This window comes from Dictyobacter kobayashii (assembly GCF_003967555.1).
GTDB lineage: Bacteria > Chloroflexota > Ktedonobacteria > Ktedonobacterales > Ktedonobacteraceae > Dictyobacter > Dictyobacter kobayashii.
The window spans coordinates 4971963-4997603 of record NZ_BIFS01000001.1; the positions used below are offsets into that span (position 1 = coordinate 4971963).

Annotated in this window: 26 protein-coding genes; 15 read left to right on the forward strand and 11 right to left on the reverse strand. The window is 54.5% G+C overall.

All coding sequences use genetic code 11. The features are described from left to right. Positions 1–66: 66 nt before the first annotated feature. Complete coding sequence (locus EL645_RS21810) at positions 67–744, reverse strand: helix-turn-helix domain-containing protein (RefSeq protein WP_126552449.1); 678 nt, start codon at positions 742–744, stop codon at positions 67–69. A gap of 437 nt (positions 745–1181) precedes the next feature. On the opposite strand from EL645_RS21810, the gene EL645_RS21815 reads away from it, so the two are divergent. The 3 genes from EL645_RS21815 (at position 1182) to EL645_RS21825 (ending at position 3549) form a co-directional block, all read left to right on the forward strand. Then, on the forward strand, positions 1182–1811 hold the full coding sequence (locus EL645_RS21815; protein WP_246035436.1) for a GNAT family N-acetyltransferase: 630 nt from the start codon (positions 1182–1184) through the stop codon (positions 1809–1811). 335 nt (positions 1812–2146) lie between these two features. Next, positions 2147–2761, forward strand: coding sequence for a TetR/AcrR family transcriptional regulator (locus EL645_RS21820; RefSeq protein ID WP_126552450.1), 615 nt, complete (start codon positions 2147–2149; stop codon positions 2759–2761). A 134-nt stretch (positions 2762–2895) separates the two neighbouring features. After that, positions 2896–3549 (forward strand): NAD-dependent epimerase/dehydratase family protein, encoded by a 654-nt coding sequence (locus EL645_RS21825; protein ID WP_126552451.1) that lies wholly within the window; start codon positions 2896–2898, stop codon positions 3547–3549. Between the two features lie 2 nt (positions 3550–3551). On the opposite strand, the gene EL645_RS42920 is transcribed toward EL645_RS21825, so the two are convergent. Further along, a complete protein-coding gene (locus EL645_RS42920) occupies positions 3552–3752 on the reverse strand; it encodes a hypothetical protein (RefSeq protein ID WP_246035437.1) in 201 nt (66 codons plus the stop codon). On the opposite strand from EL645_RS42920, the gene EL645_RS45630 reads away from it, so the two are divergent. Both EL645_RS45630 and EL645_RS21835 read left to right on the forward strand, forming a co-directional pair. After that, entirely contained in the window at positions 3690–3872 is a 183-nt protein-coding gene (locus EL645_RS45630; RefSeq protein ID WP_371865749.1) for a DUF1731 domain-containing protein, read from the forward strand. The genes EL645_RS42920 and EL645_RS45630 overlap by 63 nt on opposite strands. Positions 3873–4438: 566 nt before the next feature. Next, positions 4439–5047 (forward strand): DUF899 domain-containing protein, encoded by a 609-nt coding sequence (locus EL645_RS21835; RefSeq protein ID WP_126552453.1) that lies wholly within the window; start codon positions 4439–4441, stop codon positions 5045–5047. Between the two features lie 36 nt (positions 5048–5083). Here EL645_RS21835 and EL645_RS21840 read toward each other — a convergent pair whose 3' ends face one another. Next, the gene (locus tag EL645_RS21840; protein WP_126552454.1) at positions 5084–5713 is read right to left on the reverse strand and encodes a P-loop NTPase family protein; all 630 of its coding nucleotides are present in this window, start codon (positions 5711–5713) and stop codon (positions 5084–5086) included. A gap of 268 nt (positions 5714–5981) precedes the next feature. On the opposite strand from EL645_RS21840, the gene EL645_RS21845 reads away from it, so the two are divergent. Next, positions 5982–6173: a hypothetical protein gene (locus EL645_RS21845; RefSeq protein WP_136625260.1), complete on the forward strand. Its 192-nt coding sequence runs from the start codon at positions 5982–5984 to the stop codon at positions 6171–6173. Between the two features lie 157 nt (positions 6174–6330). Here the strand turns inward: EL645_RS21845 and EL645_RS21850 are convergent, their stop codons facing one another. Then, complete coding sequence (locus EL645_RS21850; RefSeq protein ID WP_126552456.1) at positions 6331–6924, reverse strand: isochorismatase family protein; 594 nt, start codon at positions 6922–6924, stop codon at positions 6331–6333. A 14-nt stretch (positions 6925–6938) separates the two neighbouring features. Further along, complete coding sequence (locus EL645_RS21855) at positions 6939–8399, reverse strand: MFS transporter (RefSeq protein WP_218031960.1); 1461 nt, start codon at positions 8397–8399, stop codon at positions 6939–6941. A 313-nt stretch (positions 8400–8712) separates the two neighbouring features. Between EL645_RS21855 and EL645_RS21860 the strand changes: the two genes are divergently transcribed. Next, positions 8713–9093: a MerR family transcriptional regulator gene (locus EL645_RS21860; protein ID WP_126552458.1), complete on the forward strand. Its 381-nt coding sequence runs from the start codon at positions 8713–8715 to the stop codon at positions 9091–9093. A gap of 316 nt (positions 9094–9409) precedes the next feature. On the opposite strand, the gene EL645_RS39455 is transcribed toward EL645_RS21860, so the two are convergent. After that, the gene (locus tag EL645_RS39455; RefSeq protein ID WP_161977577.1) at positions 9410–9565 is read right to left on the reverse strand and encodes a hypothetical protein; all 156 of its coding nucleotides are present in this window, start codon (positions 9563–9565) and stop codon (positions 9410–9412) included. Between EL645_RS39455 and EL645_RS21865 the strand changes: the two genes are divergently transcribed. From EL645_RS21865 to EL645_RS21875, 3 genes are all read left to right on the forward strand, one after another. Further along, entirely contained in the window at positions 9556–10395 is an 840-nt protein-coding gene (locus tag EL645_RS21865) for a YhfC family intramembrane metalloprotease (RefSeq protein WP_126552459.1), read from the forward strand. The two genes, EL645_RS39455 and EL645_RS21865, sit on opposite strands and share 10 nt — an antisense overlap. A gap of 242 nt (positions 10396–10637) precedes the next feature. Beyond that, complete coding sequence (locus EL645_RS21870; protein ID WP_126552460.1) at positions 10638–12368, forward strand: sensor histidine kinase; 1731 nt, start codon at positions 10638–10640, stop codon at positions 12366–12368. Next, complete coding sequence (locus tag EL645_RS21875; protein WP_126552461.1) at positions 12361–13020, forward strand: response regulator; 660 nt, start codon at positions 12361–12363, stop codon at positions 13018–13020. The genes EL645_RS21870 and EL645_RS21875 overlap by 8 nt, the downstream gene beginning before the upstream one ends. A gap of 114 nt (positions 13021–13134) precedes the next feature. Here the strand turns inward: EL645_RS21875 and EL645_RS45635 are convergent, their stop codons facing one another. Continuing rightward, positions 13135–13293 (reverse strand): iron-sulfur binding domain-containing protein, encoded by a 159-nt coding sequence (locus tag EL645_RS45635; protein WP_371865750.1) that lies wholly within the window; start codon positions 13291–13293, stop codon positions 13135–13137. A 390-nt stretch (positions 13294–13683) separates the two neighbouring features. On the opposite strand from EL645_RS45635, the gene EL645_RS21885 reads away from it, so the two are divergent. The 5 genes from EL645_RS21885 to EL645_RS21905 all read left to right on the forward strand — a co-directional run bounded on the left by EL645_RS21885 (position 13684) and on the right by EL645_RS21905 (position 19856). Beyond that, positions 13684–14619: a DUF5996 family protein gene (locus EL645_RS21885; protein ID WP_126552463.1), complete on the forward strand. Its 936-nt coding sequence runs from the start codon at positions 13684–13686 to the stop codon at positions 14617–14619. A gap of 65 nt (positions 14620–14684) precedes the next feature. Then, on the forward strand, positions 14685–17375 hold the full coding sequence (locus EL645_RS21890; protein WP_126552464.1) for a helix-turn-helix domain-containing protein: 2691 nt from the start codon (positions 14685–14687) through the stop codon (positions 17373–17375). Between the two features lie 236 nt (positions 17376–17611). Then, entirely contained in the window at positions 17612–18562 is a 951-nt protein-coding gene (locus EL645_RS21895) for a ring-cleaving dioxygenase (protein ID WP_126552465.1), read from the forward strand. A 111-nt stretch (positions 18563–18673) separates the two neighbouring features. After that, positions 18674–19504 (forward strand): alpha/beta fold hydrolase, encoded by an 831-nt coding sequence (locus EL645_RS21900; protein WP_126552466.1) that lies wholly within the window; start codon positions 18674–18676, stop codon positions 19502–19504. An 85-nt stretch (positions 19505–19589) separates the two neighbouring features. Continuing rightward, positions 19590–19856, forward strand: coding sequence for a UBP-type zinc finger domain-containing protein (locus EL645_RS21905; protein WP_126552467.1), 267 nt, complete (start codon positions 19590–19592; stop codon positions 19854–19856). 71 nt (positions 19857–19927) lie between these two features. Here the strand turns inward: EL645_RS21905 and EL645_RS21910 are convergent, their stop codons facing one another. The 4 genes from EL645_RS21910 to EL645_RS21925 all read right to left on the reverse strand — a co-directional run bounded on the left by EL645_RS21910 (position 19928) and on the right by EL645_RS21925 (position 25547). Next, entirely contained in the window at positions 19928–20461 is a 534-nt protein-coding gene (locus EL645_RS21910) for a DsbA family protein (RefSeq protein ID WP_126552468.1), read from the reverse strand. A 114-nt stretch (positions 20462–20575) separates the two neighbouring features. Further along, positions 20576–21097, reverse strand: a complete 522-nt coding sequence (locus EL645_RS21915) for a Dps family protein (protein WP_246035438.1) — start codon at positions 21095–21097, stop codon at positions 20576–20578. Positions 21098–21546: 449 nt separating this feature from the next. Next, complete coding sequence (gene fxsT / locus EL645_RS21920) at positions 21547–24165, reverse strand: FxSxx-COOH system tetratricopeptide repeat protein (protein WP_161977578.1); 2619 nt, start codon at positions 24163–24165, stop codon at positions 21547–21549. A gap of 386 nt (positions 24166–24551) precedes the next feature. Continuing rightward, complete coding sequence (locus tag EL645_RS21925) at positions 24552–25547, reverse strand: aldo/keto reductase (RefSeq protein WP_126552471.1); 996 nt, start codon at positions 25545–25547, stop codon at positions 24552–24554. Between the last annotated feature and the right edge of the window lie 94 nt (positions 25548–25641).

The following is a 25641-nucleotide window of genomic DNA, read 5'->3' on the forward strand; positions in this document are numbered from 1 at the left end:
ATTGAGAACCTTCAACGGTTCTATGATAACCCAGCAAAAGGATCGTGTCTTGAACAAAATGGACAGCTATTTCGGCTTCCTTATCTGAACGATTTGAGCAGGCGTGTGCCCGATGAAATGCTTAAGTGATCTGGTCATATGCGACTGATCGGCATAGCCAGCCTGATACGCCGTATCAAGGAGCGAAACGCCCTGCTCCAGGAGATCCGCCGCCTGCTTCGCGCGTTCGATCTGCGATAGAGCTTTGTACGTTAACCCGGTTGCTAATAAGAAACGACGCCTCACCGTGCGTAACGACATCTCTGGCGGTTGGCCAGCTAAGACCGCCTTCACGACTGGATCAGCAACCAGCAAATCCTCGCGCACCAGCCTCTCGACAAACGTCTCGACATTTTCATAGTCAGGAAATTGGAAGCTCGATCCGGCAAGCTCGAAGGATGTTTTCGCGGCGAGAGGTAAAATGGCCCGCTCATCCAGGAGATTTCTGATAGACACAGAGGGCAGAAAGGTGCCATGCTGAAAAGTGACGCCAAACCACTCGGTCCCCTCGGCCTGGGTGACAGGAGTCGCTTTGGTCAATGGTCCCTCCACAGAGACGTTGACCCTTCCATTCTGCCTGAGGAAGAGCAGATGCCAACGGTTAGAGGCTGGGCAAACAGGAGCATAGTCGCTGCCGGCCAGACCACGCCAGACCGCTTCTATATACGGGGAGTCAGACTCCCTTCCCTCAAAGAAAGAACTCATATTTCTACCTCCGATGGATCAGACGTGAACAACATTCCCTCTTGTTTCGAGTATGGACGAGGCCCAGAGTGAGCGTGCGGAATGCGGCAACACCCGGTCTCTGAGGGTACGTTCTGCGCCACACATGCCGTGAGCACGAACAATTTACCATACATGCGCAGAAAAAACTTCTTGCATCTTGCTCTTTAGCCGCGACATCCGCGAAGCCCGGTTTGATCAGCCCAACAAATCTCTCCCAGAAAACAGAAAGTGTGCTGCGTGCCGTTGCGAGGCAAGGAGAAATGGTGAAAATAATTAATATTCTGCTCTACGATTTGTTGAAGCATGAGTGGACTTCAATCGGCGTTCACAGATAGTGTTGCCACAGAGTGATATAGTATGTGTAGTACTCAACGGGCACGTTATATCAATTCATCATTGAGTAAAGAGAGGAACACATGGAAAAACGAGACGAACGAGACGCGTCAGAAGTCGGTGAATGTTCCTTTATCGATAGGCAGACTGTGGGCGGCAAACGCACCCACACGGAATCGAAAGAGGACAGGGCAACCAGGTTGGAATCGACACCGCGCCTCCAACTCCCCATGCCAGACCTTCAGTTGGTCCGCCACGACCACGCGCCAGCCCTGCTTGCGTTTGAGCGGGAGAATCGGACATACTTCGCGGCCATAATACCGGATCGGGGGGACGAGTTCTTCACCGAGTTTGACACGCGGCATGCGCAACTGCTCGAGTGGCAGGCCGCCGGAACGGATTACTTCCACCTGCTAGTGGCCGAGCGCGGCGAGGTGGTGGGGCGGGTGAACCTGGTCAAAGTGGCAGACGGGTCGGCGGAACTCGGGTACCGGATCGCGCAGAAGGCCGTGGGGCAGGGGTTGGCCACAGCGGCGGTGCGCAAGGTGCGCGAACTCGCCGCCACAGAGTACGGACTCATCAGGTTGCGCGCGAGGGTCACGCTGGACAATCCGGCCTCGCGCAAGGTGCTTGAACACAACGGATTCGTCGCCGTCGGTGAGCTCACGCTCAACGGCAAGCCAGCTATATCCTACATCTGTGAGCTCCGCTGATGCAACGCACTCGTTGCATCACCAACCGTCAGATCACGAACGAGAACTGGAGTATCAGGCCAAAAATTATTATTTGTCAGTCACCCCGACAGTTATTTGCTTGCTTTTTCTTTGCGCGATTGTGTCATGGACCATATTGTACTGAAGGGTATGTGGATTCGTGCGATTGCATGTACTAAGGGTTAGCAAGAAGGCGGTTTTGTAGGCGTTACACTCCCTTGTCAGTTAAAAGTGGTTCGACCTGGCAACTGCCCCAGTAAAAAGTCTTGACAGGGATGTTTTTATCTTATATACTATTTTTAACCATTGGTAAATAAATAAACAAAGGTAGCAATGTGGCATCGAAAGAGAGACGTGAACGTGAACGTGCAGAGTTACGCCAGCAAATTTTGCTAGCGGCACGCGAAATAGCGAGTCAGGAAGGATGGCAGGCTGTCACCGTCCGCAAGGTAGCAGAGCGTATTGAATACAGTCATGCAGCTATCTATGCCTACTTTGACAATAAAAAAGCTATTCTTTTTGCGCTTTTGATCGAGGGTTTCGCGCTTTTGCGAGATGAGTTGCGAAGGGCACAAAGCGTTCCTGATGCGCCAGAAGTTGTGTTACAGCGCACCGCACTGGCATACTGGAACTTCGCGCACACACACCCTGAGTTGTACCAGGTGATGAATGGCCTGGATGGCGTTCCCTTCGGGACGGCTCAGACACCAACTGAGGCGCGAGAGTCCTTTGCCCAGCTACGAGATGCTGTCGCACGCGTCCTTGAACAGTCTGCCGATCTTTCGCGTATCGATGTGAATCGTGAAGTTGATATGTTCTGGGCTGCGCTGCATGGTCTCGTCTCGCTTTCTATGGCTGGACGATTGGCTGGTGATAAGCAACGAGCGACGGAACTGGTTGTTTCCACCAGCGAGCGCTTCTCGGCAGCCTGGCGCACAAAGTTTCAGTGACGACTTTTTTTTGCACATTATTTACCATTGGTCAATAAATATCCGCTGGTTAAGTTTAGAAGAAAAATAGAGAAGAAGAAAACTTAAAAAGTGCTTATACATTTAGCATATAGAGAATTTGAAAGGAAGAGACGATGACGACAAGACCGAGAGTTGATGAATCCCGTACCGTAGCTATCGCAGGAGCTAACGGCATGCTCGGGCACCACCTGGTGGAGGCATTGCAAGCTTCAGGGGATCGGGTCATTGCGCTGGTGCGCCAGCCTTCGGCACATAACTTCCCATCTGCTGTAGAGATTCGGAGATGGCAGGCCAGTGATCCGGTAGCACCAGTCGATGGGGCCGACGCGGTGGTCAATCTGGTGGGCGATCCCATCTTTGCCAGACCCTGGAGTCAGGCACGCAAGCAGGAGCTCACCCAAACACGACTGCTTGCGACCCGCTCGCTTGTGGAGGGCATTCGCAAGATCGGAGGAGAAGGACGCATCTTTATTTCTTCCACTGCCGTAGAGTACGCGGGCGATACTGGAGATCGGCAGGTCGATGAGAAGGCGGCCCCTGGGACTGGAGGCTTCCTTGCAGAAATGGCCCAGGTGTGGGAAGCCGAAGCGCAGCGCGTGCACGAAACTGGCGCCCGGCTGGTGCTGCTGCGCCAGAGCCTGGTGCTGGGACGAGAAGGAGGAACGTTAGCTGCCCTGCTCCCGTGTATCGCAACGGCTTTGGCGGCACACTTGGTCCGGGGGGACAATGGTTCTCCTGGATTCATATCAATGATGCCGTTCGCTTGATCCTACACGCCTTGAATCAGGAAACCATTACAGGCCCCTTCATCAGCGCCAGTCCCAATCCAGTTACCAGTCGCGAGTTCGCCAAAGTGTTCGCGCACACCCTTCAGCGCCCCAGGCTCTTTCCCATGTCCAGGGGAATGATGAAGCTGGCGTGGGGAGAGCGTGCAGACCTCTTTCTCGATAGCCATCGCACGGTGCCACAAGTGGCTCTCTCCACCGGATTTCAGTTTCGCTTTCCCACGCTCTCGGAGGCTCTCTCCGACCTGCTTGGACCCCATCCCATACCCATAGCACAACTGATGCAAGAGGCGAGTAGTAAATAGCATGAATGTTCGGTGATTTTTAGGTGAAACCTGGAAAATCAGCGTGAAACAGAGGAATCTTCTCTAATAAGCCTGGAAAACTGCTTTCTCTCTGATATGCACTTCCCAAGAATTGTACATTGTGTGCGCGTATCTCGGACTGGAAATGATCCATCAATCATTTCCAGTCCGAGATACGCGCGAGGAAGCACTTTGGCGAGCGTTCGTTGCCATATTGGCCCAAAATCACGAGATGAGCAATCTCTTCACCTTCGACGAAGTACTAAGCGCATATTATGCGTTCCTTACAGGCGAAGCATATAATCTTCGATACAGGCAATTCCTCCGTTGAGTATGCCCGCTTGCAAGGCAAAGATTGCTCCGCAGATGAAGGCAAATCCGTTGTCAGGACCACTCACAGAATCAAGTTAACCGCTTCCTTTACAAGGAAAAGCGCAAGATAGAAGAAGTTTCTCCCTTCAATCTTTGCTAAACTGCCTATACAAACTCTCTGTACGCACCCTCTAGAGGAGAGTGGAGCGGCGAAAGCAGAGCAAATCGATTATCAAGCAGAGGAGAACACCACCATGAAACCCCTTCCACAAGTTGTCTCACGAGATGAGTGGCTCGCTGCGCGCGCTGAACTACTCGTCAAGGAAAAGGAAGCCACCCGTGCGCGAGACCGACTCAATGCTCAACGTCGCAGACTGCCGATGGTGAAGATGGACAAGGAATACCTCTTCGATGGTCCAGACGGCCAGGTGACGCTAGCTGACCTCTTCGACGGATGTCGCCAGTTGATTATCTACCATTTTATGTTTGATCCAAGCTGGGAAGATGGCTGTCCGGGTTGCACAAACCTGGTTGACAATCTCCCCAGCAACCTGGCCCGTATACGAGCCAGCGACACCTCATTAGTCGTGATCTCACGTGCTCCATTGGAGAAGCTTGAATCCTATAAACAGCGCATGAATTGGACTGTTCCCTGGTTCTCCTCGTATAAGAGCGATTTCAACTATGACTTCGGCGTCACGAATGATGAAGGTGAGATGCCTGGGTTGAGCGTTTTCCTGCACAATGGCGAGGACATCTATCACACGTACTCGACTAACGGGCGCGGCGTCGATATCCTTCTGGGAACGTATAACTATCTCGATCTGACTCCACTTGGACGACAAGAAGATTGGGAAGAGTAATTCATTTGCCAGATATGAGGTTTCCATGTAACGTTTTCAATGAACCCTTTCCTGTGCCAGTAAATCAAGTAGGCGTGCTCGATCAGCGTTGTTTCTCACAACAATGAGTTTCTGCGTGTATTTTTCGAGATACTGACGCCTAAATGTTGCTGTAGGTGCCTGGATAATCTCTACTCCATAGGTCTCACAGCGCGTAAGCAATTGTTCAGGGTCAAGCGACGCTGGGAGCGTTCTTTGCTCTTCGAGGCATCGGTTCATTCTCTCTACGAGATCCGGGCGACACTGATTTAAATAGTACCGGCGGCTATTCCTCAAGAACGAGATGAGTGATTTGATCCCTGGATAGGGATTGATGCCCCGCAGGCTTTTGATGATGTGACGACGCACAATGCGATAGGCAGCCGTTCTCCAGGGAACCTCAAGCAAGACGATATAGTCAGCATGATCGAGAATGGGATCATTCCAAATCATAGCTCCACCCTCTATAACCCAGCCTGGGAGAGCGATGATTGCGAAGGCATCTTCAATCCAGGCTGTGTGTTTGGTCCCATTCTTCATGCCAAGGACGTCCATTTCGTAAAAGGGGAGACCGAATCTGGTGCCTATTTCGGCTCCTAGCGTCGTTTTCCCGCTGCCAGGCCCGCCCAGAATTTGTATTTTGAGCATGCGATGTCCTTTCGTTTGAGGCAACATATTCTCTTCTGAGAATGTATGTACTACGAAACAACATGTTCTAAATCATCTGATGTCACTCGTGCTGGATGGCTAGACAGATAGTTCTTCTCGAACTTCTGAACATGTTGTTAAACAACCACAAGTAATCTATGAAAAACAGGTACACATGGTGATGCCAGAAATGAGCACAGAGAAATACCGACGCTGTGGTACAGATGATGAAGCAACTTTGGTGAGGCAACTTCAAAAAGAGGTTGGAATGAAAAAGCGTGTTGAGAAGGCTACCAACCTGGACGGAGAAGTGCTAACCCACGACCATATTGCTGTGATGGATACAATAAATCACTGTCGCGTCACGGCGACAGTATCCTGCTTCAATCACATTCTCTGGCATGAGTTAGCGCTGGTTGGGCATAACCTCTCCTTATTGAAATGTATTTTTGCTCTGTAAGCATACAGAAAGTCGAACAAAAAGTAAAGAGGCTTGACATCTTCTCATTCGCCACAAGAGAGACGCCTGTTCCCATCAGTTGCAAGCATCTCTCCCTCCCTCAATGACCAGAGAAAACCTCCACTCTTCGTCGTTTTCGCTTAGCTGGCTGGCGGTGTCACTCCTTTTTCTCGGAAACTTCTGCGCTCTCCTTCAGCAGAGCTATGACCTCTTCAGTGGTTGAGGTTTCACCGAGCCGTGGAAAAATTCGCTCCACACTATGCTGGTGGGCCTGCGCATCCACGTCCGTCATGGCATCAGTCACCAGCACGACATGATAGCCATGCTCGTACGCCGAGCGAGCGGTTGACTCGACCCCGATACTTGTTGCCACGCCAGTCAGAAAAACCTGTGTGACGCCGAGTTCTTTATGCAGCGATGTGTTATGGAACGCGCCCCATGTTTTCTTGGTGATCCGGTGATCGTCTGGTTGGGGATCAAGCTCATCTGCCAGATCGGCCCATTGTGGTGGAGGCGTTGGGCGAGAGTGCCCGGTTGTCCGGGCGGATTGCGAGGCATCAGTGCGACCCGGAGCGCTGCCGATCACGTTGACGAGCACAACCGGAAATGTGCGAGCCCGAAATGCTCTGGCCAGTTCCGCAGATCGTGTAATGATCTGGTCAACTGGATGCGCAGCTGGTAAGGTTAACACACCCTTTTGTAGATCAACGACAATGAGAGCAACTTTGTTATCGATGGTGGTTAATGGCATAAGAGAAACTCCTTTTATTGTTGTTCAACGGTCTCTACATGTTTTTCTGTTGGATCGGGGTTCGGAACGCCAACCTTGCCCAACGACCGATCAACCACGGTCAGAAGAGCAAACAGAGCAGAAATGAGAAGCATGAAAACTGCCAGCCGATGCAACCCCGCTGTATCAGCGGTTCTCTGCAAAAATAGGCTGTTGGCAGCCGACGCGAGCAGTGCGCCCAGATAGGTAAAGGTCCGTAACAAGCCAGCAGAGGCCCCCATACGCGTCGGGTCGGCCTGGTAATACACGGCATTCTGGTTGGCTAAGCTCGCCAGACCCTGTGGAATGCCTGCAATGGCAATCACTACAACAAGCAACCAGAGAGGGCTTGCGGAAGACAGCACGAGCAAGAGCAGACAGAAGATTATCTGGGCAATGGCAGCTGCCAGCAGTTTTATGCGTATCTCTTTCCGTCTTCCAGTAATGCTCGATACCCCAATGGCGACGAGTGATAACGGTAACAAGATCACGCCAGTGGCTGCCGCATTCAACCCTCGACCGTCTTGTAGCCACTGTGAAAAACCGTACAGAAAGGCGTACCCGACCGTCATCGCCAGGGCATTCCGTATGTATGTTATAAGTAGCGGTCTATTTCCTCCAAATACACGCAGATCAAGAAACGGCGCGGCACAATGAAGCTCTCTCCACCCGAAACCGATGGCCGAAAGAACCGTTATAACGAGCAAAAGCAGCTGGGAAATCTGCGGATTCATCAGGAAGTAAAGGAACGAAACGAGCATCACTGCAAAAAGCAACATACCGGGATAATCTAAATGACTCTCGGAATTGTCTATTGGCACTTCTCGCAAAGGAGTCGTTGAAGGGAGGCGTCGGAAGCCATAATAGAGACACGCCAATGCGAGCAGGATGTTGAGAGCGAACGTGGTACGCCAGCCGCCAAGACTGATTAATACGCCACCAAGTGGCGGCCCTATTACGGCGATGGTTTGGGCGGAGACTGCCAGCGTCGTCAGCACGCCAGCTGGACTCTCATGACCGGTGCGTCTGGCTTCACTGCGTATCAAATACATCGCTGATGGATATCCAACACATGTGCCAAATCCCAGAATTACTCTGGCCACAATCAGGACCCAGAAACTCGGGGCGAGAGCGCCCAGAAGTCCAGCTATTCCTGTGAAGATCGCGCCAGCCAGATACAAGCGCCTTGGTCCGTAGACATCCACGAGTTTGCCAATGACTGGTTGCCCGAGTGCTGTCGCCAGATACAGTCCCGATACCAACCAGGTTGTGCTTGAAAGGCCAACACCAAAAGCGGTACCAATGGGCACGAGTGAGACTGCGATGATTGATGAATTTACCGGGTTCAAGACAGACCCGACGATCATCGGCGTGATGAGCTTGCGGTCAAAGCTATCTGAACGTTTGTCAGGCTTTTGTTGAAGTAATTGGAGGAGTTGTTTGCGTGTCTTTGCCATGTTGATAATTCCGTTCATTCCTTATACGGTTTATTGAGTAGAGAGTTTATGGCCTCTCCGTTGTCTCTGACCAGAAAAGTATTCCAGGTGGATACACTCTGCCTTAGAAATCCGGTCTTCGGGTTGATAGGTAAACATCTCAAGCTATACAGAAGAGGCAATCCGACGAGGAAAGAGAGGCCATCAATACCTTGCACCACTGTTTTTCGAGTCTCTTCTTCGCAACCCTGCCAGCTCTTGACAGGGAGCCGCTTGATGTTTAGAGTATAAACTCTAAAGGGTACTTGAAGGTCAAGTCTTTTTGAGGAGATCCATGAAAATTCACGAACTTGTCCAACAAACGGGATTGACAGCTCCCACCATTCGCTTTTATGAAAAGGAAGGACTCCTCGATGAACGACATCTTCGACGAGAAGCCAATAACTACCGTTTCTATTATGAGAGTGCCATTGAGCATCTTCTCACGCTCAAACGGCTTCAGTCAGCAGGATTTACGCTCGCCGAACTCCGAGCACTTTTCCAGGCAAAGGAAGCCAATGATCACCACAAGAAGCTGGAGCTTCTTCGTCAAAAAATGGAAGAGATCGACAGGAAGCAAGTCGAATTGCGGTGCATTCAAAATGAGCTGAACCAACTCTATGCACGCTTTATAGCGGCAAGGAGACGAAACAAAGACGCGGGCGAATGGCACTGAGCGGAAGTGCGCTCTAAGAGATTTTTCCACTCCATGGATAGTGCTCCTTCCTGTTTTCTATCGGATTTTAATTGTATTACGATATAATCTAAGTATTTGCATTTTTTTACACGTACCGATGAAGCCCCCTCGACAGGAGTTCTCCCCCAATTGGGGGAGAACAAAAATCCCATGCTCAGGTGATGGCACGCACTTCGTCTTTCGGTATCATATGCAGCGAAGCAGATCCACTATGCACACCTCATTTGCCCTCTTGTGAATGGTGCCTTGAAAGGAGCAGTATACCAGAGCCTAATATTCACCTTGACCATCTTTCTCACTCTTTTGTACGGCCAAAACACTGTTCACCCACCGGGATCGGTGGGATCGTCGTCGCGATCTGGTAGGCACCTGGAACCAGGGGACGCGGTTGCTCGTGCGCTTGCACCGTCTGCCGCTCATCTAATGTAAAGGGAAAAACATATGTCGTCAACGTTGCATGTTTCACCTGCCCTCTTCGTGATAGCTACCGTGGTAGCCATCTTTGTTATTGTGCTTCCCTTCATATTCGGGAGCATTGCTCACAAGAAATTTGCTGTCGGCTGGAAATACTTCTGGTTTGGTGCTCTTGTGATGCTGGTATCCCAACCGCTGATGCGTGTGCCCCTGATTGAAGTACTCCAGAATACGGTGTTGGCCCCTTTGTTGCACACCTCGATTACGTTCACCTGGATCTGGGTGGTGATCCAGGCTATGACTGCTGGACTTTTCGAGGAAGGTGGACGCTACATCGGATATCGTCTTTTCATGAGCCGGGAGCCAAAGACCTGGGTGAAAGCGGTGATGTATGGCCTGGGACACGAGGGCCTGGAATCGGCGCTGCTTGGGGGAGGGCTCCAGATACTACTCCCGCTTCTCAGTGTTGCCCTCCTCTCTACCATCAATCTCAACAGTCTGCCAGAGACTTCGAGACAGGCCGCCATCCAACAGATTGCGTCTGTCAATGCGATGCCCTTCTGGTCTCCTTTGCTGGTAGCCTGGGGACGACTGTGGAGTTTTCCGCTGCAGGTAGCACTTTCCGTGATGGTGTTGCAAGTGTTTCGCCAGCGCCAGAGACGCTGGTTCTTTCTGGCCGTTCTCTTCCATACCCTGATTGATTTCCTCACCCTTGCCCTTCCACAGGCATTTGGTCAAAGCACCGCTATCCAACTGGTACTCAATGGAATACTCTGTGTGTTCGGGGTCATTGGGATATGGATTATCTGGCGTTTGCGCGAACCATCGAATCAGGCCCGTGCGGAAGAAGAGAGCATACCCTTCTAATTCATACAATTCATCTCCAAATTGGAGGGGCCTGTTTGCAAAGCGACCAGGAGAAGGATATGATCAAGAGATAGATTTTTTCTGGAGACACCATCACTGAATCTTGCAACAAGTCCGGCATAGACGGGAAAACACGATGCATAAGACAGCACACCAGCACAAATACAGCGATTTCTACTACAGCACTGGACACAGCGAGTTCACCGCTCAGCACCGTTCTCTATCTAGGCCTGAGTTCTCTTTTGACCAGCGCAGTGGCATTGGGATTCTTTTCCTGGCTGGCTCACCTGCGCGTCCCGCTGTTCTCCGCGGGGCTCATCGCCCTGGCAACAGCAGTTGTCTGCGGGTTCCTCTGCACGCTCAATCTTCAATACAGCCTCTATCTGCTCGAACTGACGCTCTCACGTCTCGCCCACGATCGGCTTCACCTGACAGGTGATGAGCGCGATAACCTCCCATGGCTCGCACGCTGGCCGCTCGGCCACTTGTTCCTGCGCGCGCGAGAGGTCGAGCAGCGTATTCAGCGCTACCGCACTAATGAACGGCTCACGGTCGATGTGCGCGAGCAAGCCCTGCAGCAAGCACGCGAAGCAGCAGCCCTGGCAGAACGCAACCGCATTGCCCGAGAACTGCACGATTCCATCAAACAGCATCTCTTCGGGATCAACGCCAGTGCGGCAGCGGCCAAGGCGTACTGGCAACGTGAGAACCTGGAGAGGACGCGTGCATCCATTGAGGATATCGAGCGTAGCGCTCAAGGAGCGCAAGTGGAAATGCAAGCGCTCTTACAACAACTGCGTCCTGCGCCACTGGAGAACACCAGTCTGATTGAAGCACTGCATATTCAGGCACAGGCCCTCGGTTTCCGCACGGGAGCGCAGGTCCAGGTGGATCTTGCCGCCTTACCGGAAGATTGCATCCTGCGTGCCGGGCAGGATGCAATCTTCCGCTTAGCCCAGGAAGCTTTCGCGAACATTGCCAGACACGCGCGAGCACAAACGATCTGGCTCGCAATGCGCACGGTTGGACCGGAACTGTGTATCACGGTACGCGATGATGGTCAGGGCTTTGATCCGGCACGCGTGCGCAGCGGTATGGGACTGGTAAACCTGCGTGAGAGAACGCGCGCGTTGCATGGGAGCGTGGAAATCAACAGCCAGCCAGGTCAAGGCACGAGTGTGCTGATCACCATCCCATTGTTGGAGGCTTTGCGCAGCCCTGAGGAAGAGGCCCACCAGCGGTACGAACTGGCGCGTGCGGAGGAACTGGCCAGGCGTGGCTATCGGCTCTGTGCAATCGCCTCCTTTCTGGGAACGGCCTTGGGATGGGTCAGTATCATCAACGGGTGGTGGAACACCTTTTTGGGTCTGAGCGTGTTAGGGGCGTTTCTAGTAACGCTCGTTGGCTTTGCCCGCGGCATATGGTATCGTACCAGAGTGACGTCGAGCGCGGGTCGGGAGAGTCAGACCGCGTTGGAACTCGTGCCGGAACACTATCGTGTGAGCCTGGGTCTGCTGCTCCCAGTTGCCCTGGGAGTCCTCTATCTCGTCAGAGTCGTTGGACCTCTGGGGACCACTCCGACCCTCTGGCTCTTCGCTGGCACTGTGCTCTGCCTGGGAGGCCCAATCCAGGTGTTGTTCTGGCACTATGTGCAAGGGATGAAGCGGTATTACCGCCTGCTCTCTCCTGAGGAACTTGTCAGGGAACTGGAAAGACGCCAACAATGGTTTGTCCGGGCACTGATCATCTGGAGCATAGCCGGCGTGGTCGGTCTAATCTTCGTCCGTTCCTTATTCGTGCTGCCTCCAATCACCCCGGCGCAGCAAAACGCAGATGGGATGGCGCTCATCTTGCTTTTGGGCGCAGCGAGCACTGTGTGGAACTATCGGCTCATCCGGTTCTTGAAACAGCAACTGAGCCGGTGCATAAACGACCAATTAGCTCAAGCAAAGGGGGAAGAGAACAATGGCTGAACCGATTCGTGTGGTTCTTGTGGACGATCATCAGGTCGCGCGCCATGGCCTGCAGAGCTACCTCAGGGTGTTTGAGGATCTGGAGGTGGTGGGTGAGGCCATCAGCGGTGAGGAGGTACTACAAAAGATTGAGGCGTGGATGCCCGATGTCGTAGTCATGGACCTGCTCATGCCTGGCGGCATCAATGGCATCGAGACGATCAAACGGGTTCGCGCGTTACTCCCTCACACACACATTGTCGCCCTGACCAGCTCCACCGATGACGCGCTGGTGGGTGCGGCACTGCGAGCCGGGGCCATTGGCTATGTACGCAAAGATACCAGTCTGGAGGATCTGCTCGCCTCCATTCGTGCGGCTGCATGTGGTCAATCTCTGCTCGATCCCACCATAGCCAGGCTGGTCATGCAAGAGCTGACCCGCGTGGGCAAACCCGGTGTGGAACTGACCGAGCGCGAACAAGAAGTGCTACGCCAGCTTGCACTCGGTCGCACCAACCAGGAGATCGCCGAAGTCCTGATGGTCAGCAACGAGACCGTGAAAACCCATGTGGGCAACATCCTGACCAAGCTGCAGTTGGCTCACCGCACCCAGGCGGTGATTTACGCTCTGAAGAAAGGGCTGATCTCTCTGGATGAGATTGACCTGCCGTGAGCCTGGAAAAGGGAAGGAGGACAGCATCACGACAAATTCCACAACCAGGGCATTCTGCCATCACGCAAGAGATGGGATATGACATCTCGTAGAATGGCTTAGCCACCATTCCAATTAAGACACCCCAGTCTCCTGGGGATTGACGCTGCCAACGTAGGCGCACTGTGAATAGAGTGGGCACTCGCCGCACTTTGGCCGCTGGGCGTGGCAGATCTGGCGGCCGTGGCGGATGAGGCCGACGTGCAGGCCGTAAACCCAGTCGGATGGTGTAATCCTGGCGAAGACAGTGTGGGCCTGGTCGGCGGTGACTTTGGGGCCGATCAGGCCTAGACGCTTGCTGACACGCCAGACATGGGTGTCTACACACACCTCCAGTTGGGGGTTCTTCACATCACCTCCGCGATATCGTCAATGCGCTCCATAGGCTGATTTAGGTTCAATGGATTGAGCCAGAGGATTTGATTGGGCAGAAACAACGGCAGAATTCGCGACAATCGGGACGATTTACAGGCTGGCAAAGAAGCATCCTGCCAAAGCGCATGGAAAACGATAGTCAGACGATAGGTAACGCTCTTTAAACACCGGGCCTCGGGCGCTATACTTCTCTAGAAAATAGGAAATTGTATTGGCTAGAGACGGAAACTGAAACCGAAAGGAACAGGTATGGAGCAGAGAAAGAAGGATGTATTGGTCGAAGCGTGGCCGGCCTTGCCGCTGGTGACGCCCTGGCTGGAGACGCGTGAAACGCTGCACCTATGGATGCAGGTCGTGGGCAAGGTGCGCCTGGAACTCAGTCCCTATATCAACCATTGGTGGCAGGTCCCATTGTATCTGACCGCTCGCGGGCTCACCACCTCATCCATCCCTGTGCCGGGTCAGCCGGGGCAGATCTTCGAGGTCCTGTTTGACTTCATCGATCACCAGCTCTTGATCCAGACCAGTGCAGGGACAGGCAAGACGCTGCCGCTCATTCCACGCTCGGTCTCGGAGTTTTACCATGAGTTCATGGAGTCGCTGCACGCTCTGGGCATCGAGGTGCGCATCAATCCGCTGCCCAGTGAGATCCAGCATCCCATCCCCTGCGACCAGGATGATATTCATGACTCGTATGATGCCGAGTCGGCCCAGCGTTTCTGGCGCGTCCTGCTGCATATCCAGGCCGTGATGAAGGAGTTCCGTGGCGGCTTCATCGGCAAGGCCAGCCCGATCCATTTCTTCTGGGGCAGCTTTGACCTGGCGGTGACCCGCTTTTCGGGTCGGCGCGCCCCCGCACGGCCGGGCGCGGACCTCATGACGCGCGAAGCCTATTCCCACGAGGTGAGTAGCTGCGGTTTCTGGCCCGGCGACAGCGCTTCTCCGGAGCCGGTCTTCTACGCCTATAGCGCCCCAGAACCGGTGGGATTCCGCGAGGCCGCCGTGCGCCCGGACGCTGCCTTCTATTATCCCGCGCTGGGCGAGTTTGTGCTACGCTATGAAGACGTACACAGCAGCGCCAATCCCGAACAGACGCTGCTGGAGTTTTTCCAAAGTACTTATGAAGCCGGGGCGACGCTGGGACGGTGGGATCGGGCGGCACTGGAGCGTACAGAGACTGTGTAGACCCTATCTAATGGGCGGTATCTTGATCGCGTCGCTATGGCTAAGAAGATGAGGAAGGAGAGCGCATGCCGAAGAATATGCTTTTGCGCCAGCAGCGCATGTTGCATAACTGGCGCCAGCAGGACCTGGCCGATCAGTTGGGGACGACTGTGATTACGATTCAGCGCTGGGAGCGTGGTACCCAGCAGCCCAGCGCCTACTACCGCGTCAAACTCTGCGAAATCTTTGAACTCGGCGTGGGTGAATTGGGCCTGGATGAGCAGGCGGAGGACGGCACGGCCACCACGCCGCCGTCAGGTGATACGCCTGCCGCAGTAGCTCCTTCATCTGTAGAGCGACCGCTGTGGACCATTCCCTATGCTCGCAATCCCCATTTTACCGGGCGCGACAGCCTGCTCGGGCAGATCGCGCAGCAGTTCTTCTCTGCTGAGGCAGCGCAGCCAGTCGGGCTGCGCCGGGTCGCCCTGACCCAGGCGCAGGCGATCAAGGGGCTGGGCGGCATCGGCAAGACGCAGATCGCCATTGAATACGCCTATCGCGCACTGGAGCAGAAGCGCTACACCCATACGCTCTGGATCTCGGCCGCCAGCGAAGAGTCGATCCAGGCCAGCTTTGTGGCGCTGGCCCGCCTGCTCCCCGGTGATCTGGTCGCTGATGAAAAGGACCAGCAAAAACTGATCGCCGCCGTCAAACGCTGGTTGGAGGAGTGCCAGCATCCCTGGTTATTGATCGTGGACAACGCGGATGATCTGGCGCTGGTCCAGCCTTTTCTGCCGGTACGGGGCAAGGGCGACATGCTGCTGACCACGCGCGCCAATGCGGTGGGCATGATTCCCCTCTCGTTTGCCATCGACATGATGGGTCTGGTCGAAAGCACCCATTTCTTGCTCCAGCGCGCCCGGCGCCTGGAGAGCGCCTCTCCCGAAGAGGCTGATGAGGCCACCAATGTCGCCATCGAACTGGGGCAGTTCCCACTCGCGCTCGACCAGGCGGCCGCCTACATCGAAGAGACCGGCTGTAGCTTTCACGACTATCGTCTGCTCTATCAGCAGCATCGTTCCAGGTTGCTCGCGCGCCGTGGCCGGCAGGTCGCGGGCTATCACGACCCGGTCGCTACCACCTGGTCCCTCTCGCTGCAGAAGGTGAAACAGACTAATCCGGCGGCGATCATGCTGCTCGAACTGTGCGCCTTTACCGCTCCAGACACCATTCCAGAAGAATTGCTCGAACAGGGAGCGCCCTACTGGCCGCCTCTCCTTGGGCAGGCGGTCGCTTCCCGCTTTACACTGAATCAGATGCTAGAGGCCCTGCTCTCCTTTTCCCTCATCAAGCGTCTCACAGAAGATAACCTGCTGAGCATCCACCGCCTGGTCCAGGTCGTGCACCTGGAAGGCATGCAGCCAGTGGAGCAGCGCCAGTGGGCGCAGCGCCTGGTGCTGGCTATGCATGCCGTTTTCCCTGAGCACGCCGATCAGCCAGAGAACTGGTCGCTCTGCCAGCGCTATCTGGATCAGGTACAGGCCTGCGACAGACTGATCCAGGACTATCAGTTTCTTTTGCCCGAGGCAGCGGATCTGTTGAGTCGAGCAGGCACATATCTGCAAGAACGCGCGGTGTATGCCCAGGCTGAGACATTGCAGCAGCGGGCGCTGCGCATATGGCAGCCTTCGCAGGAGAGCAATCCCTTGCTCGCCGCCAGGCAACTGGCGCGCCTGGCAAAGCTCTATCATAATTGGGGAAAATATGGACAGTGCGAACAGTTTTATCAGCAAGCGCTGTCCCTCTATGAACGACCCGAGCTCCGGGACGATAGCGGGGTCGCAGATGCGATGCGTGGCCTGGCCAATCTCTATAATAATCAGGGCAAGGATGTCCAGGCCGAAGCCCTTTACCTGCGCGCAATCGACTTTTATGAACAACGTTTCGGCCCTCAATATCGTGATCTAAGCTTTCCGTTGAACGGATTAGCATACGTATACGTGGAGCAACGTAAATATGCACGGGCTGAAGCGCTCTGTTTACGATCAGCTGACCTGCTCAAGCAGCATCTGGAGCCCGACAGTCTTGCCATAGCGAATCCCTTGATCATATTAGCAGTGACATATGTGGAGATGGGACGCTATGGAGAGGCCGAGCAAATCCTTCTGCAGGTACGAAGCATTCGTGAAAAGCATCTGGGTAGCGAGCATTTTAACGTGGCCTTTGTCTGGCATGAACTGGCAAAGCTCTATCAAAAGCAGGGCAAATATGAAGACGCCGAACACTGCTATCAACGAGCGTTAAAGATTCGTGAACAACAATTGGGTCCTGACCATCGCCAGGTATCTGACTCTTTTCATAGATTGGGGATCCTGTACCGCGAACAGCAAAGATATGTGCAGGCAGAAGAATGCTTTCGACGCTCACTCAGGATTCGTGAACAATTGCAGAATCATGATCAGTTCCTGGTGAGCGATGTGATCATCGATCTGGCCATCCTGTACGCTGAACAGCGCAGGGATGAAGAGGCCGAGCGTTATTTTCAGCAACTCCTGTATCTGCGTGAGCAAGTAGCGGGATTGGAGGATGAGAGGTTGGCGGAGGCGCTCTATCACCTGGCGCGCTTCCGACAGGCGCAGGGCCGTATTCAGCAAGCAACTGAACTGTATCAACGCGCCTTGCGAATACAACAACGGACCCTGGGAGCCGATAACCCCTTGACGATGGCTACCGCGCAGAGCATGCAAGAGCTTGCGCAGCCAGCGAAACTCCTCTGACTTGTGAAAAAGAGGTTGGGTGGGGATTTGAGCATGCTGGAAGCATGCTCAAATCCCCACCCAACCTCTTTTTCATCTAAGCTCCCATGTGACAATGATCAGGCGATGGCTAGACGATAGGTAACGATCTCTGAGAACGGAGCTCTGGCAGATATACTCTAAATGAAATCGCAATTCGATAGGAGCTCAGGTGCAGGAAGCCTGAAGCGAGCTATTGTAGAAAGGAGAAACTGCGAATGCAACATAGTCTTCTCGGTATCCATCACGTTACCGCGATCACGAGTGATCCGCAGCGCAATGTCGATTTCTATACCGGTTTCCTGGGACTACGCTTGGTCAAGGTGACTGTGAATTTTGATGACCCTACTTCATATCACCTGTACTATGGTGATCGGGAGGGGCGTCCAGGCACGATTATGACCTTTTTCGCCTGGCCGGGTGCGCCCCGAGGGCGCCAGGGAACGGGACAGATCAACGCGACTGCTTTCTCGGTGCCTCAGGCTTCTCTGGGATATTGGATCAATCGCTTACACGAACATGGTATCCAGCATCAGGGGCCAACGCTGCGCTTTGGTGAACAGGTTCTTACGCTGCGCGATCCCGACGGCCTGGTCCTCGAACTGGTGGCCCACCTGGGCGAACAGGAACCTCCCGGCTGGGACAACGGCGTCATCCCCGCCGAACACGCTATTCGCGGCCTGGCCAGTGTAACGTTGTGGGAAGATGGGCACGAACAGACCGCCCGCTTCCTGACCGATACCCTGGGTTTCCGGCTGGCGGCGGAGGATCAGCAGACCTTCCGCTATGAGCTTGGGGCAGGCGGATCAGGCACCAGGGTGGATGTACGCAATGCCCAGGGCTTCTGGTCGGGATCGGCCGCTGTTGGCACGGTCCACCACGTTGCCTGGCGCGTCGCCAACGATGAGGTGCAGCAGCAGTGGCAGGAGCAGCTCGACGCCCACGATGTCAACGTCACGCCGATACTGGATCGTGAGTACTTTCACTCGATCTATTTCCCTGAACCCGGCGGCGTGCTCTTTGAGATCGCGACCGACCCGCCCGGCTTTGCCATCAACGAGCCGGTTGAGCAGCTAGGCTCCAGCCTGCAGCTGCCACCCTGGCTGGAAGAGCAGCGGCCACTCATCGAGCAAACACTGCCCCCGCTGCGTTACAAAAATCAACAATAAAGCGGGAGGTGCAGGAGGGTCCTACACCCCTTGAGGGCACCTGTGGGGAACATCCCGCACCATTGATTTAGAAGTAAGTTAAGATATTAGCAAACAAGGAGAAAAAAGATTATGGGTACTGGCACAATTACTACCAAAGACGGCACGACTATTTTCTACAAGGACTGGGGCACTGGCAAGCCGGTCACGTTCAGCCATGGCTGGCCGCTCAACGCCGATGCCTGGGACGACCAGTTGTTCTTCCTGGCCTCCCATGGCTATCGCGTCATTGCGCACGACCGCCGTGGTCATGGCCGTTCCAGCCAGACATGGGATGGCAACAACATGGATACGTATGCCGATGATCTGGCCGAACTGATTGAGGCCCTCGACCTGCGCGATATTACCATGGTTGGCCATTCTACCGGTGGCGGCGAGGTCGCGCACTATCTTGGTCGCCACGGCACCTCCCGCGCCTCCCGCGCGGTCCTGGTGGGAGCGATCACCCCGCTGATGCTCAAGACCGAGGCCAACCCCAAGGGCACCCCGATCGAAGCATTCGATGGCATTCGTGCCGGTGTTGCGGGTGATCGTTCGAAGTTTTACCAGGATCTGAGCAGCCCCTTCTTTGGCGCCAACCGACCCGGCTCCAAGGTCTCGCAGGCCCTGCAGGATGCCTTCTGGCTCTGGTCGATGCAGGTGGGACTCAAAGCCGCCTACGATTGCGTCAAGGCCTTCTCGGAGACCGACCTGACCGAAGACCTCAAGCGCATCGATGTGCCGACGCTGATCGTGCATGGCGATGACGACCAGATCGTGCCGATCGAGGCCTCCGCCTACCAGGCCGCCAAACTGGTCAATGACGCCACCTTGAAGGTCTACCAGGGCGCCTCACATGGCCTGACCCTGACCCATAAAGATCAGTTTAACGCCGATCTGCTCTCCTTCCTGCAGGCGAAGTAGATCAGCAACCATCTTATCAATGGCGGACGTTTAAGTGGAGAGAGCCGGGAAGCTGGCTCTCTCCACTTCACTTAAAGGAGAAAAGATGACTAGAGGTTGTACACACCTGGATCAGATACAAGATGTGACGCCATCGAGCCGTGGATGCGAGGATTGCCTCAAGACGGGCGATAGCTGGGTACACCTGCGCCTCTGCCTTATCTGCGGCCATGTCGGGTGCTGCGATTCCTCGAAGAACAGGCATGCGACCCGGCATTTTCACCAGACCAATCACCCCATTATCCAATCCTCTGAACCAGGGGAAGACTGGGGATGGTGCTATATCGACCAGGTAGGACTGGACCCGTCATGATGATAGTAGAAAGCAGGGCTTGCGTCTGCAAGCCCTGCTTTCTACTATCATCATGACGACATATTTTTTTATTATTGTATGGCTGTGAGCGCGGCCAAGAGAGCGTCTTGTTGCCAGGAACCGTTATACAAACGTCCATTAATAAAGAACGTCGGTGTTCCTTGCACGCCGCTCTGTTCGCCTCCTTCCACATCTACCTCGATGCGTTCCAGGTTGCGCTGGATCGCCATGTCGCTTGAGTACTGATGAAGATCAAGTCCCACCGTTTCCGCCAGTTGCGCCAGTTCCGCATCCTGCAGGGCGTGCTGATGGTGAAAGATGGCATCATGCATCTGCCAGAACTTGCCCTGGTTATTGGCTGCTTCGGCGGCCAATGCCGCGTGCAGTGCATGGGCATGGATCTCGGTGAGTGGGAAATTGCGAAATACAAAGCGTAACCGATCGCCTAGTTGTTGCTGAAGTGCGCGCACAATTACAGTTGATCGACGTGTATATGGACATTCATAGTCACCATATTGGACCAGCGTTATGGGGGCGTTGGCCAGTCCCTGGCTGTGATCCAGGTCGTTGATCGGTATCGTGAGGTATGTATACTCCTGTGTCACTCGTTGTGTCCTTTTCTATTATGCATCCCTTCGTTGCTCCTCTCCATTGTCGAGCTACCTTGCTATGAGTCATCCCGGATTTTTGAAAAATCCGGGATGACTCATAGCCCGAACCTACCTTGACAATTCTGCCAGGAACCAGCGCCGTTTCTCGGTTTGGTCCAGCAGGTTCTCCAGGACACTGGTGGTGGCGATATCGTGGCATTCGCTGCTGATGGTATGGGCTTCGCGCAGCAACTGGGCCAGGATTTTTGTATCCAGCAGTAAGCGCAGGATCATATCCAGGGCATCAACGCCGTCCTCATTATCATCTTCGATCCGCTGCAACTGGCTGATGTGGCCAACGCTGCGAATGGTCTTGCCGCCGATGCGCCGCACCCGCTCTGCCAGGATGTCGATGGTGGCGTAAAGCTCTTCCGCCTGGGAGTCAAAGAGCAGGTGGTATTCGTAAAAGTGGGGACCCGATAGGTGCCAGTGGTAGTTTTTGGTTTTGATGAAGAGCGCCGTCACCGTAGCGAGCGTCTGATTGAGGATCTCGCTTACCGCCTGAATCTGCAGCTCCGTCATGTCGGCTTCGGTTGTCAGATACGTCGCGGACGTCTGCTTTTCCGCTGTCTTTTTATGTGTTGTTCCCACACCGTCTCTCCTTGCTGTGTGTTTGTACGTCGTACTCGTCCGGGTATCCATTGACGCTCGGATGAGTACGCCGTACTTGTATCAAGTATTGCTAGCGATTAATGCCCCGGGCTGCCTCGAGAATCGGCTCAGCGACCTCGTACGGATGGGAGACCGGAGAAGCATGTCTGGAAGTGGCCTCTCGCGTGGTGGCTCCGATGCGCTTGGCCATGAAGTGCTCGGCCTCTGGCTGGATGGTGCGATCGTGGCCCGAAATCAGGTACATTGACCGGAGGAAAACGCAGCGCACTAGCGGTGACGCACCGATCTTTATGTCCTAGGGAAAGCATACCTTCGAGCTCGCTGGATGCGGAGAGCGTTACCTATCGTCTATCCATCGTTTGGGTGGGATGGGGGGGGAAACGCGCGACGCCCTCTCGGAAAGACAGGGAGAGAGCGTCGCGCGTTTTTTAATGCTGCGTTCCCTTTTTTGGCTGCAGAGCAGCCTGTACATCGTGCATATGCTGTCTGGTTGCCATGGTTGTTGGATGGTCCGCGCCAAACACGTGTTGCTGTATCTCCAGGGCTTGCTGGTAGAGGGAACGGGCTTCCGACAGGCGGCCCCGGTCTTGCTGGAAGCGTGCGCAATCATACAGTACGCATGCTGTTTTGTAGTGTTGCGGCGTCAGGTATGATTCGTGGATGTGCAGGGCACGCTGATACAGTCTCTCAGCCTCAGCATCTTTGCCATGTATGTGATAGATGTTCGCCAGTCCATTCAACGTAATCGCTACCTGTGGATGTGCTGATTGTACCTGCTGCTCCCAGATGTGCAGTGCTCGTTGGTAAAATAACTCGGCCTCTACATACTTGCCCTGTTTGTAATAGAGCAGACCTACTCCATTCAGTACGATGCCGGTCTTCAGGTGCTCTGGACCCAGTTGCTGCTCGCGGATGCACAGGGCGCGTAGAAAGAGCGGCTCGGCCTCAGCGTTGCGACCTTGCTGCGTATAGAGAACCGCCAGCGCATGCAAGGTATAGGCTGTCCGCAGATGTTCTGGACCCAGTTGTTGCTCGCGGATGCGCAGGGCGCGCAGAAAGAGTGGCTCGGCCTCAGCGTAGCGACCCTGTTCGGAGTAGAGGAACCCCTGCCCATGCAGCAGGTATGCCAGGTGGGGCTGTTCTGATCCCACCTGTTCTTCCCATATGCGCAAAGCCTGCTGGTAGATTGGCTCGGCCTCAGCATACCTGCCCTGTTCGGAGTACAAGAAGCCCAATCCATGCAGGGTAATCGTCATCAGGTAGGGCTGCGGGGCTGTGACCTGCTGCTCCAGAATCTGTAGCGCCCGCTGGCGCAGAGGTTCGGCCTCGGCATACTTTCCCTGTTCATAATAGAGTTGCGCCAGGCCATTCAAGGAAGCGACCAGCTTAAGGTAATCCGGTGGGACCAGCCGCTCCCAGATATGCAGTGCCCGCTTATTGAACGCTTCGGCCTGTCTGTACATGGCCCGCTCACCGAGATACGTCGCGGTGCGGTCGAACATCTCGGCCGCCTCTGGCAGCAGGAGTTGATATTGTTGTACCAGTGCATCCAGAGCCTGAACCTGCGCCATATTGCGCTGGCACTTGCGCCAGACGGCGACATTATCTCTGGGATTATCGGGAAAGGCCAGCCAGACGGCGCGCGCGATGCGTTCTGTCCACTGGCATTGTTCCTGAGCTGACATGCGTGCTCTGATCACCACCTGCACCAGGCGATGCAGGCTGAGCAGACGATGCTCGGTCAGGCGTTTCACCAGAGAAAAGGAGAGCAACTCTTCCAGCATCTGGTTGAAGGTGAAGAGGTCTGACACCGCCTTCTGCAGCGCAGGTGGCCACTGGCTCGCGCCGTTGATGAGCAACTCTTCTGGAATATCATCCGGAGCGAGAAACGCGCACAGGTTTAATAGTTCCGCGGCCGCCGGGTTGCTCTGCTCGATACGCTGGAAAGACAGGGACCAGGTCGTGGCCACCGATTCTGGATAGCGCATGCTCTGCCAGCCACGGCGAGATAACAACGCATGACGATGCTGCTCATAGAGCAGCCGATAATCACTGAACCTGGAAGCGGTCTCCTCAATATACGCGCCCGCCTGGTCCAGGGCCAGCGGAAATTGCCCGAGCGCGGTAACGATCTTTTCCGCCTCGGCGACCTCCTCCGGTAGCGTATGCGGACGTCGCGCGCGTCGCAGTAAGAAGCGGGTCCCCTCATCTACGCTCATGGTCTCCAGAGAGATAGGGATAGTCAGTGAGCCCACCGCGCTGGCGCGTGTGGTCAGCAATATGTTGCCGTTGCCGCGTCGTGGCAGGTAGTTATAGATAAAGGAAAGGTCATCGACGTTATCTACAATCAGCAGCCAGGGCTGCTCGCAATACTCGAACCAGTGAATGATCGCCAGAGTAAGCTGGCGCTGATCCGCCTCATGCTGGGCCGCGAACTCAGGAATCTGCGCTGCCAGTGCTATGAAATCGGTCATAATAGATTCTTCACTGGATGCATTCACCCAGATAGTATGCACATAGCGTCCCTCTGTCCGAGCGCAATACGCATATTCAACGGCTATCTGCGTCTTCCCAATCCCACCCAACCCTGTAATCGCCAGCAGTTGCGCCACGGTGGGCTGGTGAATGTCGCCCTTATGGGAGATGGCAAATTGCTGCTCCAATTGTGCCAGTATCTCTTCGCGCCCGGTAAAGTAGGGGTTGCGCGTGTATGGTACGGTCCAGAGCATAATCTCTTCGTTGGGCGTGCTGGCTGGCTGCTCCGCCGTTGCCTCCTCGCTCTCTTCGGCGGGAGAAGAGGGAGAGCCCTTGGACGTGGAAGTGGACAGATCTTTGGAGGTGGCAGGGAGAGCATCTTCAATCAAGCCAAGCTCCTGGGGGCTGGCATCAAAAAGAGAACAGAGCTTGATGCGATAGTAGGCACTGGGCTGCTGGTTGCCGCGTTCCCAGCGCTGATACGTAACGATTGAGACGCCTATTTGATCTGCGACATCCTGTTGCCGCCAGTTGCGCAAAACACGCTGCCGACGCAAACGCTCATTTCTCAATATGTCCCCCCTCCTCGAGATCGACCAGCAGCAAATGATCACAGTAAATAGCTGCCCTGCACGCGTTATGTTCAGGAACGATGCCTGGGTCAATCATCACGCAATGTTGGTGCCTGGTATCGTACGTGCACATGGTATCACACGTATTGAAATGTAGACAATTGCCTGGCATGGAGATGGATTGCATGGAGATAGCGTTAACCCGGCTGATTTTTCGCATGTTGATCCGTGCAAAGAAATGAACGGGATTATTATTCAGATTAAAAAGTGCAACTGTAGCGCTGGACGAAAAGTGCTACAGTTGCTGAGGCATTGTAGTTTGCCGGATTCCATGACGAATGCGTTCATTTTGATAAACGGAGCATCAACCCTGGAAACTGGGGAGTTTAGCGATCGATCGTTGCCATGACCCAATCGGGATAACGCTGCCCCGAGACCTTTTCCGGTACCAGAGCATCGTCAAGCACCTTCATCTCGGAAGGATCAAGGTGGACAGTAGCTGCGGCCACATTCTCTTCCAGATATGTTTGGCGCTTCGTGCCAGGAATCGGCACCATGAAATCGCCCTTTTGTAATATCCAGGCAAGTGCAACCTGTCCGGGAGGGATGTTCTTTGCTGTGGCGATCTCGAATACAGCTTTCGCTGCCTGCGCGTTGGCATCGTAATTCTCGCCCTGGTAGCGCGGATCGATATGTCGAGTATCACCCTCAGGGTACTCTTCAGCACGCTTGACTGCGCCGGTCAAAAAGCCTCGGCCAAGCGGGCAAAAGGGGACAAGGCCGATGCCTAACTCACGCAGAACCGGGATAATCTCCGGCTCCAGATTCCGTTCCCAGAGCGAGTATTCGCTCTGGAGTGCAGAGACCGGATGCACGGCATGGGCGCGGCGGATGTTGGCTATACCAGCCTCGGAAAGACCGAAAAATCGGACCTTGCCCTCCTTGACGAGATCACCAACCGTCCCGGCGACATCCTCCATCGGCACCTTTGGATCGACACGGTGTTGATACAGAAGGTCAATGTAATCTGTCTGAAGCCTGAGTAGTGAGCTTTCTACGGCCTCACGGATATACTCGGGCCTGCTTGCTGTTTCGGTACCAACCTGTTTGCCGTCCTTAAAACGAAAGCCAAATTTGGTGCCGATAATTACCTGGTCGCGCCGTCCCTTGAAAGCACGACCGAGGAGCTCTTCATTGGTAAGGGGACCATAGCCCTGGGCTGTATCGAAGAAATTGCATCCTATTTCGATGGCACGGTGCAGTGTCGCGATCGATTCTTTCTCATCTGCGGGGCCATAGGATTGGCTCATAGGCATACACCCAAGACCGATCGCGGATACCTCCAGCCCCTGACTGCCAAGTTTTCGTTTGCCCAACGTCATAAATTCTGTCCTCCAATTCAATGCTCTCTCGTAGCCTTATCGAAGTGCTCATGAACTGCTCATCAGGATGTGCAGCAATTGGCTGGAGACAAGA

Coding starts and splice junctions, on each gene's coding strand:
- EL645_RS21810 (WP_126552449.1), bottom strand. CDS start 744: ATGAGTTCTTTCTTTGAGGGAAGGGAGTCTGACTCCCCGTATATAGAA.
- EL645_RS21815 (WP_246035436.1), top strand. CDS start 1,182: ATGGAAAAACGAGACGAACGAGACGCGTCAGAAGTCGGTGAATGTTCC.
- EL645_RS21825 (WP_126552451.1), top strand. CDS start 2,896: ATGACGACAAGACCGAGAGTTGATGAATCCCGTACCGTAGCTATCGCA.
- EL645_RS45630 (WP_371865749.1), top strand. CDS start 3,690: ATGAAGCTGGCGTGGGGAGAGCGTGCAGACCTCTTTCTCGATAGCCAT.
- EL645_RS21835 (WP_126552453.1), top strand. CDS start 4,439: ATGAAACCCCTTCCACAAGTTGTCTCACGAGATGAGTGGCTCGCTGCG.
- EL645_RS21840 (WP_126552454.1), bottom strand. CDS start 5,713: ATGCTCAAAATACAAATTCTGGGCGGGCCTGGCAGCGGGAAAACGACG.
- EL645_RS21845 (WP_136625260.1), top strand. CDS start 5,982: ATGAAAAAGCGTGTTGAGAAGGCTACCAACCTGGACGGAGAAGTGCTA.
- EL645_RS21850 (WP_126552456.1), bottom strand. CDS start 6,924: ATGCCATTAACCACCATCGATAACAAAGTTGCTCTCATTGTCGTTGAT.
- EL645_RS21855 (WP_218031960.1), bottom strand. CDS start 8,399: ATGGCAAAGACACGCAAACAACTCCTCCAATTACTTCAACAAAAGCCT.
- EL645_RS21860 (WP_126552458.1), top strand. CDS start 8,713: ATGAAAATTCACGAACTTGTCCAACAAACGGGATTGACAGCTCCCACC.
- EL645_RS21865 (WP_126552459.1), top strand. CDS start 9,556: ATGTCGTCAACGTTGCATGTTTCACCTGCCCTCTTCGTGATAGCTACC.
- EL645_RS21875 (WP_126552461.1), top strand. CDS start 12,361: ATGGCTGAACCGATTCGTGTGGTTCTTGTGGACGATCATCAGGTCGCG.
- EL645_RS21885 (WP_126552463.1), top strand. CDS start 13,684: ATGGAGCAGAGAAAGAAGGATGTATTGGTCGAAGCGTGGCCGGCCTTG.
- EL645_RS21890 (WP_126552464.1), top strand. CDS start 14,685: ATGCCGAAGAATATGCTTTTGCGCCAGCAGCGCATGTTGCATAACTGG.
- EL645_RS21895 (WP_126552465.1), top strand. CDS start 17,612: ATGCAACATAGTCTTCTCGGTATCCATCACGTTACCGCGATCACGAGT.
- EL645_RS21900 (WP_126552466.1), top strand. CDS start 18,674: ATGGGTACTGGCACAATTACTACCAAAGACGGCACGACTATTTTCTAC.
- EL645_RS21905 (WP_126552467.1), top strand. CDS start 19,590: ATGACTAGAGGTTGTACACACCTGGATCAGATACAAGATGTGACGCCA.
- EL645_RS21925 (WP_126552471.1), bottom strand. CDS start 25,547: ATGACGTTGGGCAAACGAAAACTTGGCAGTCAGGGGCTGGAGGTATCC.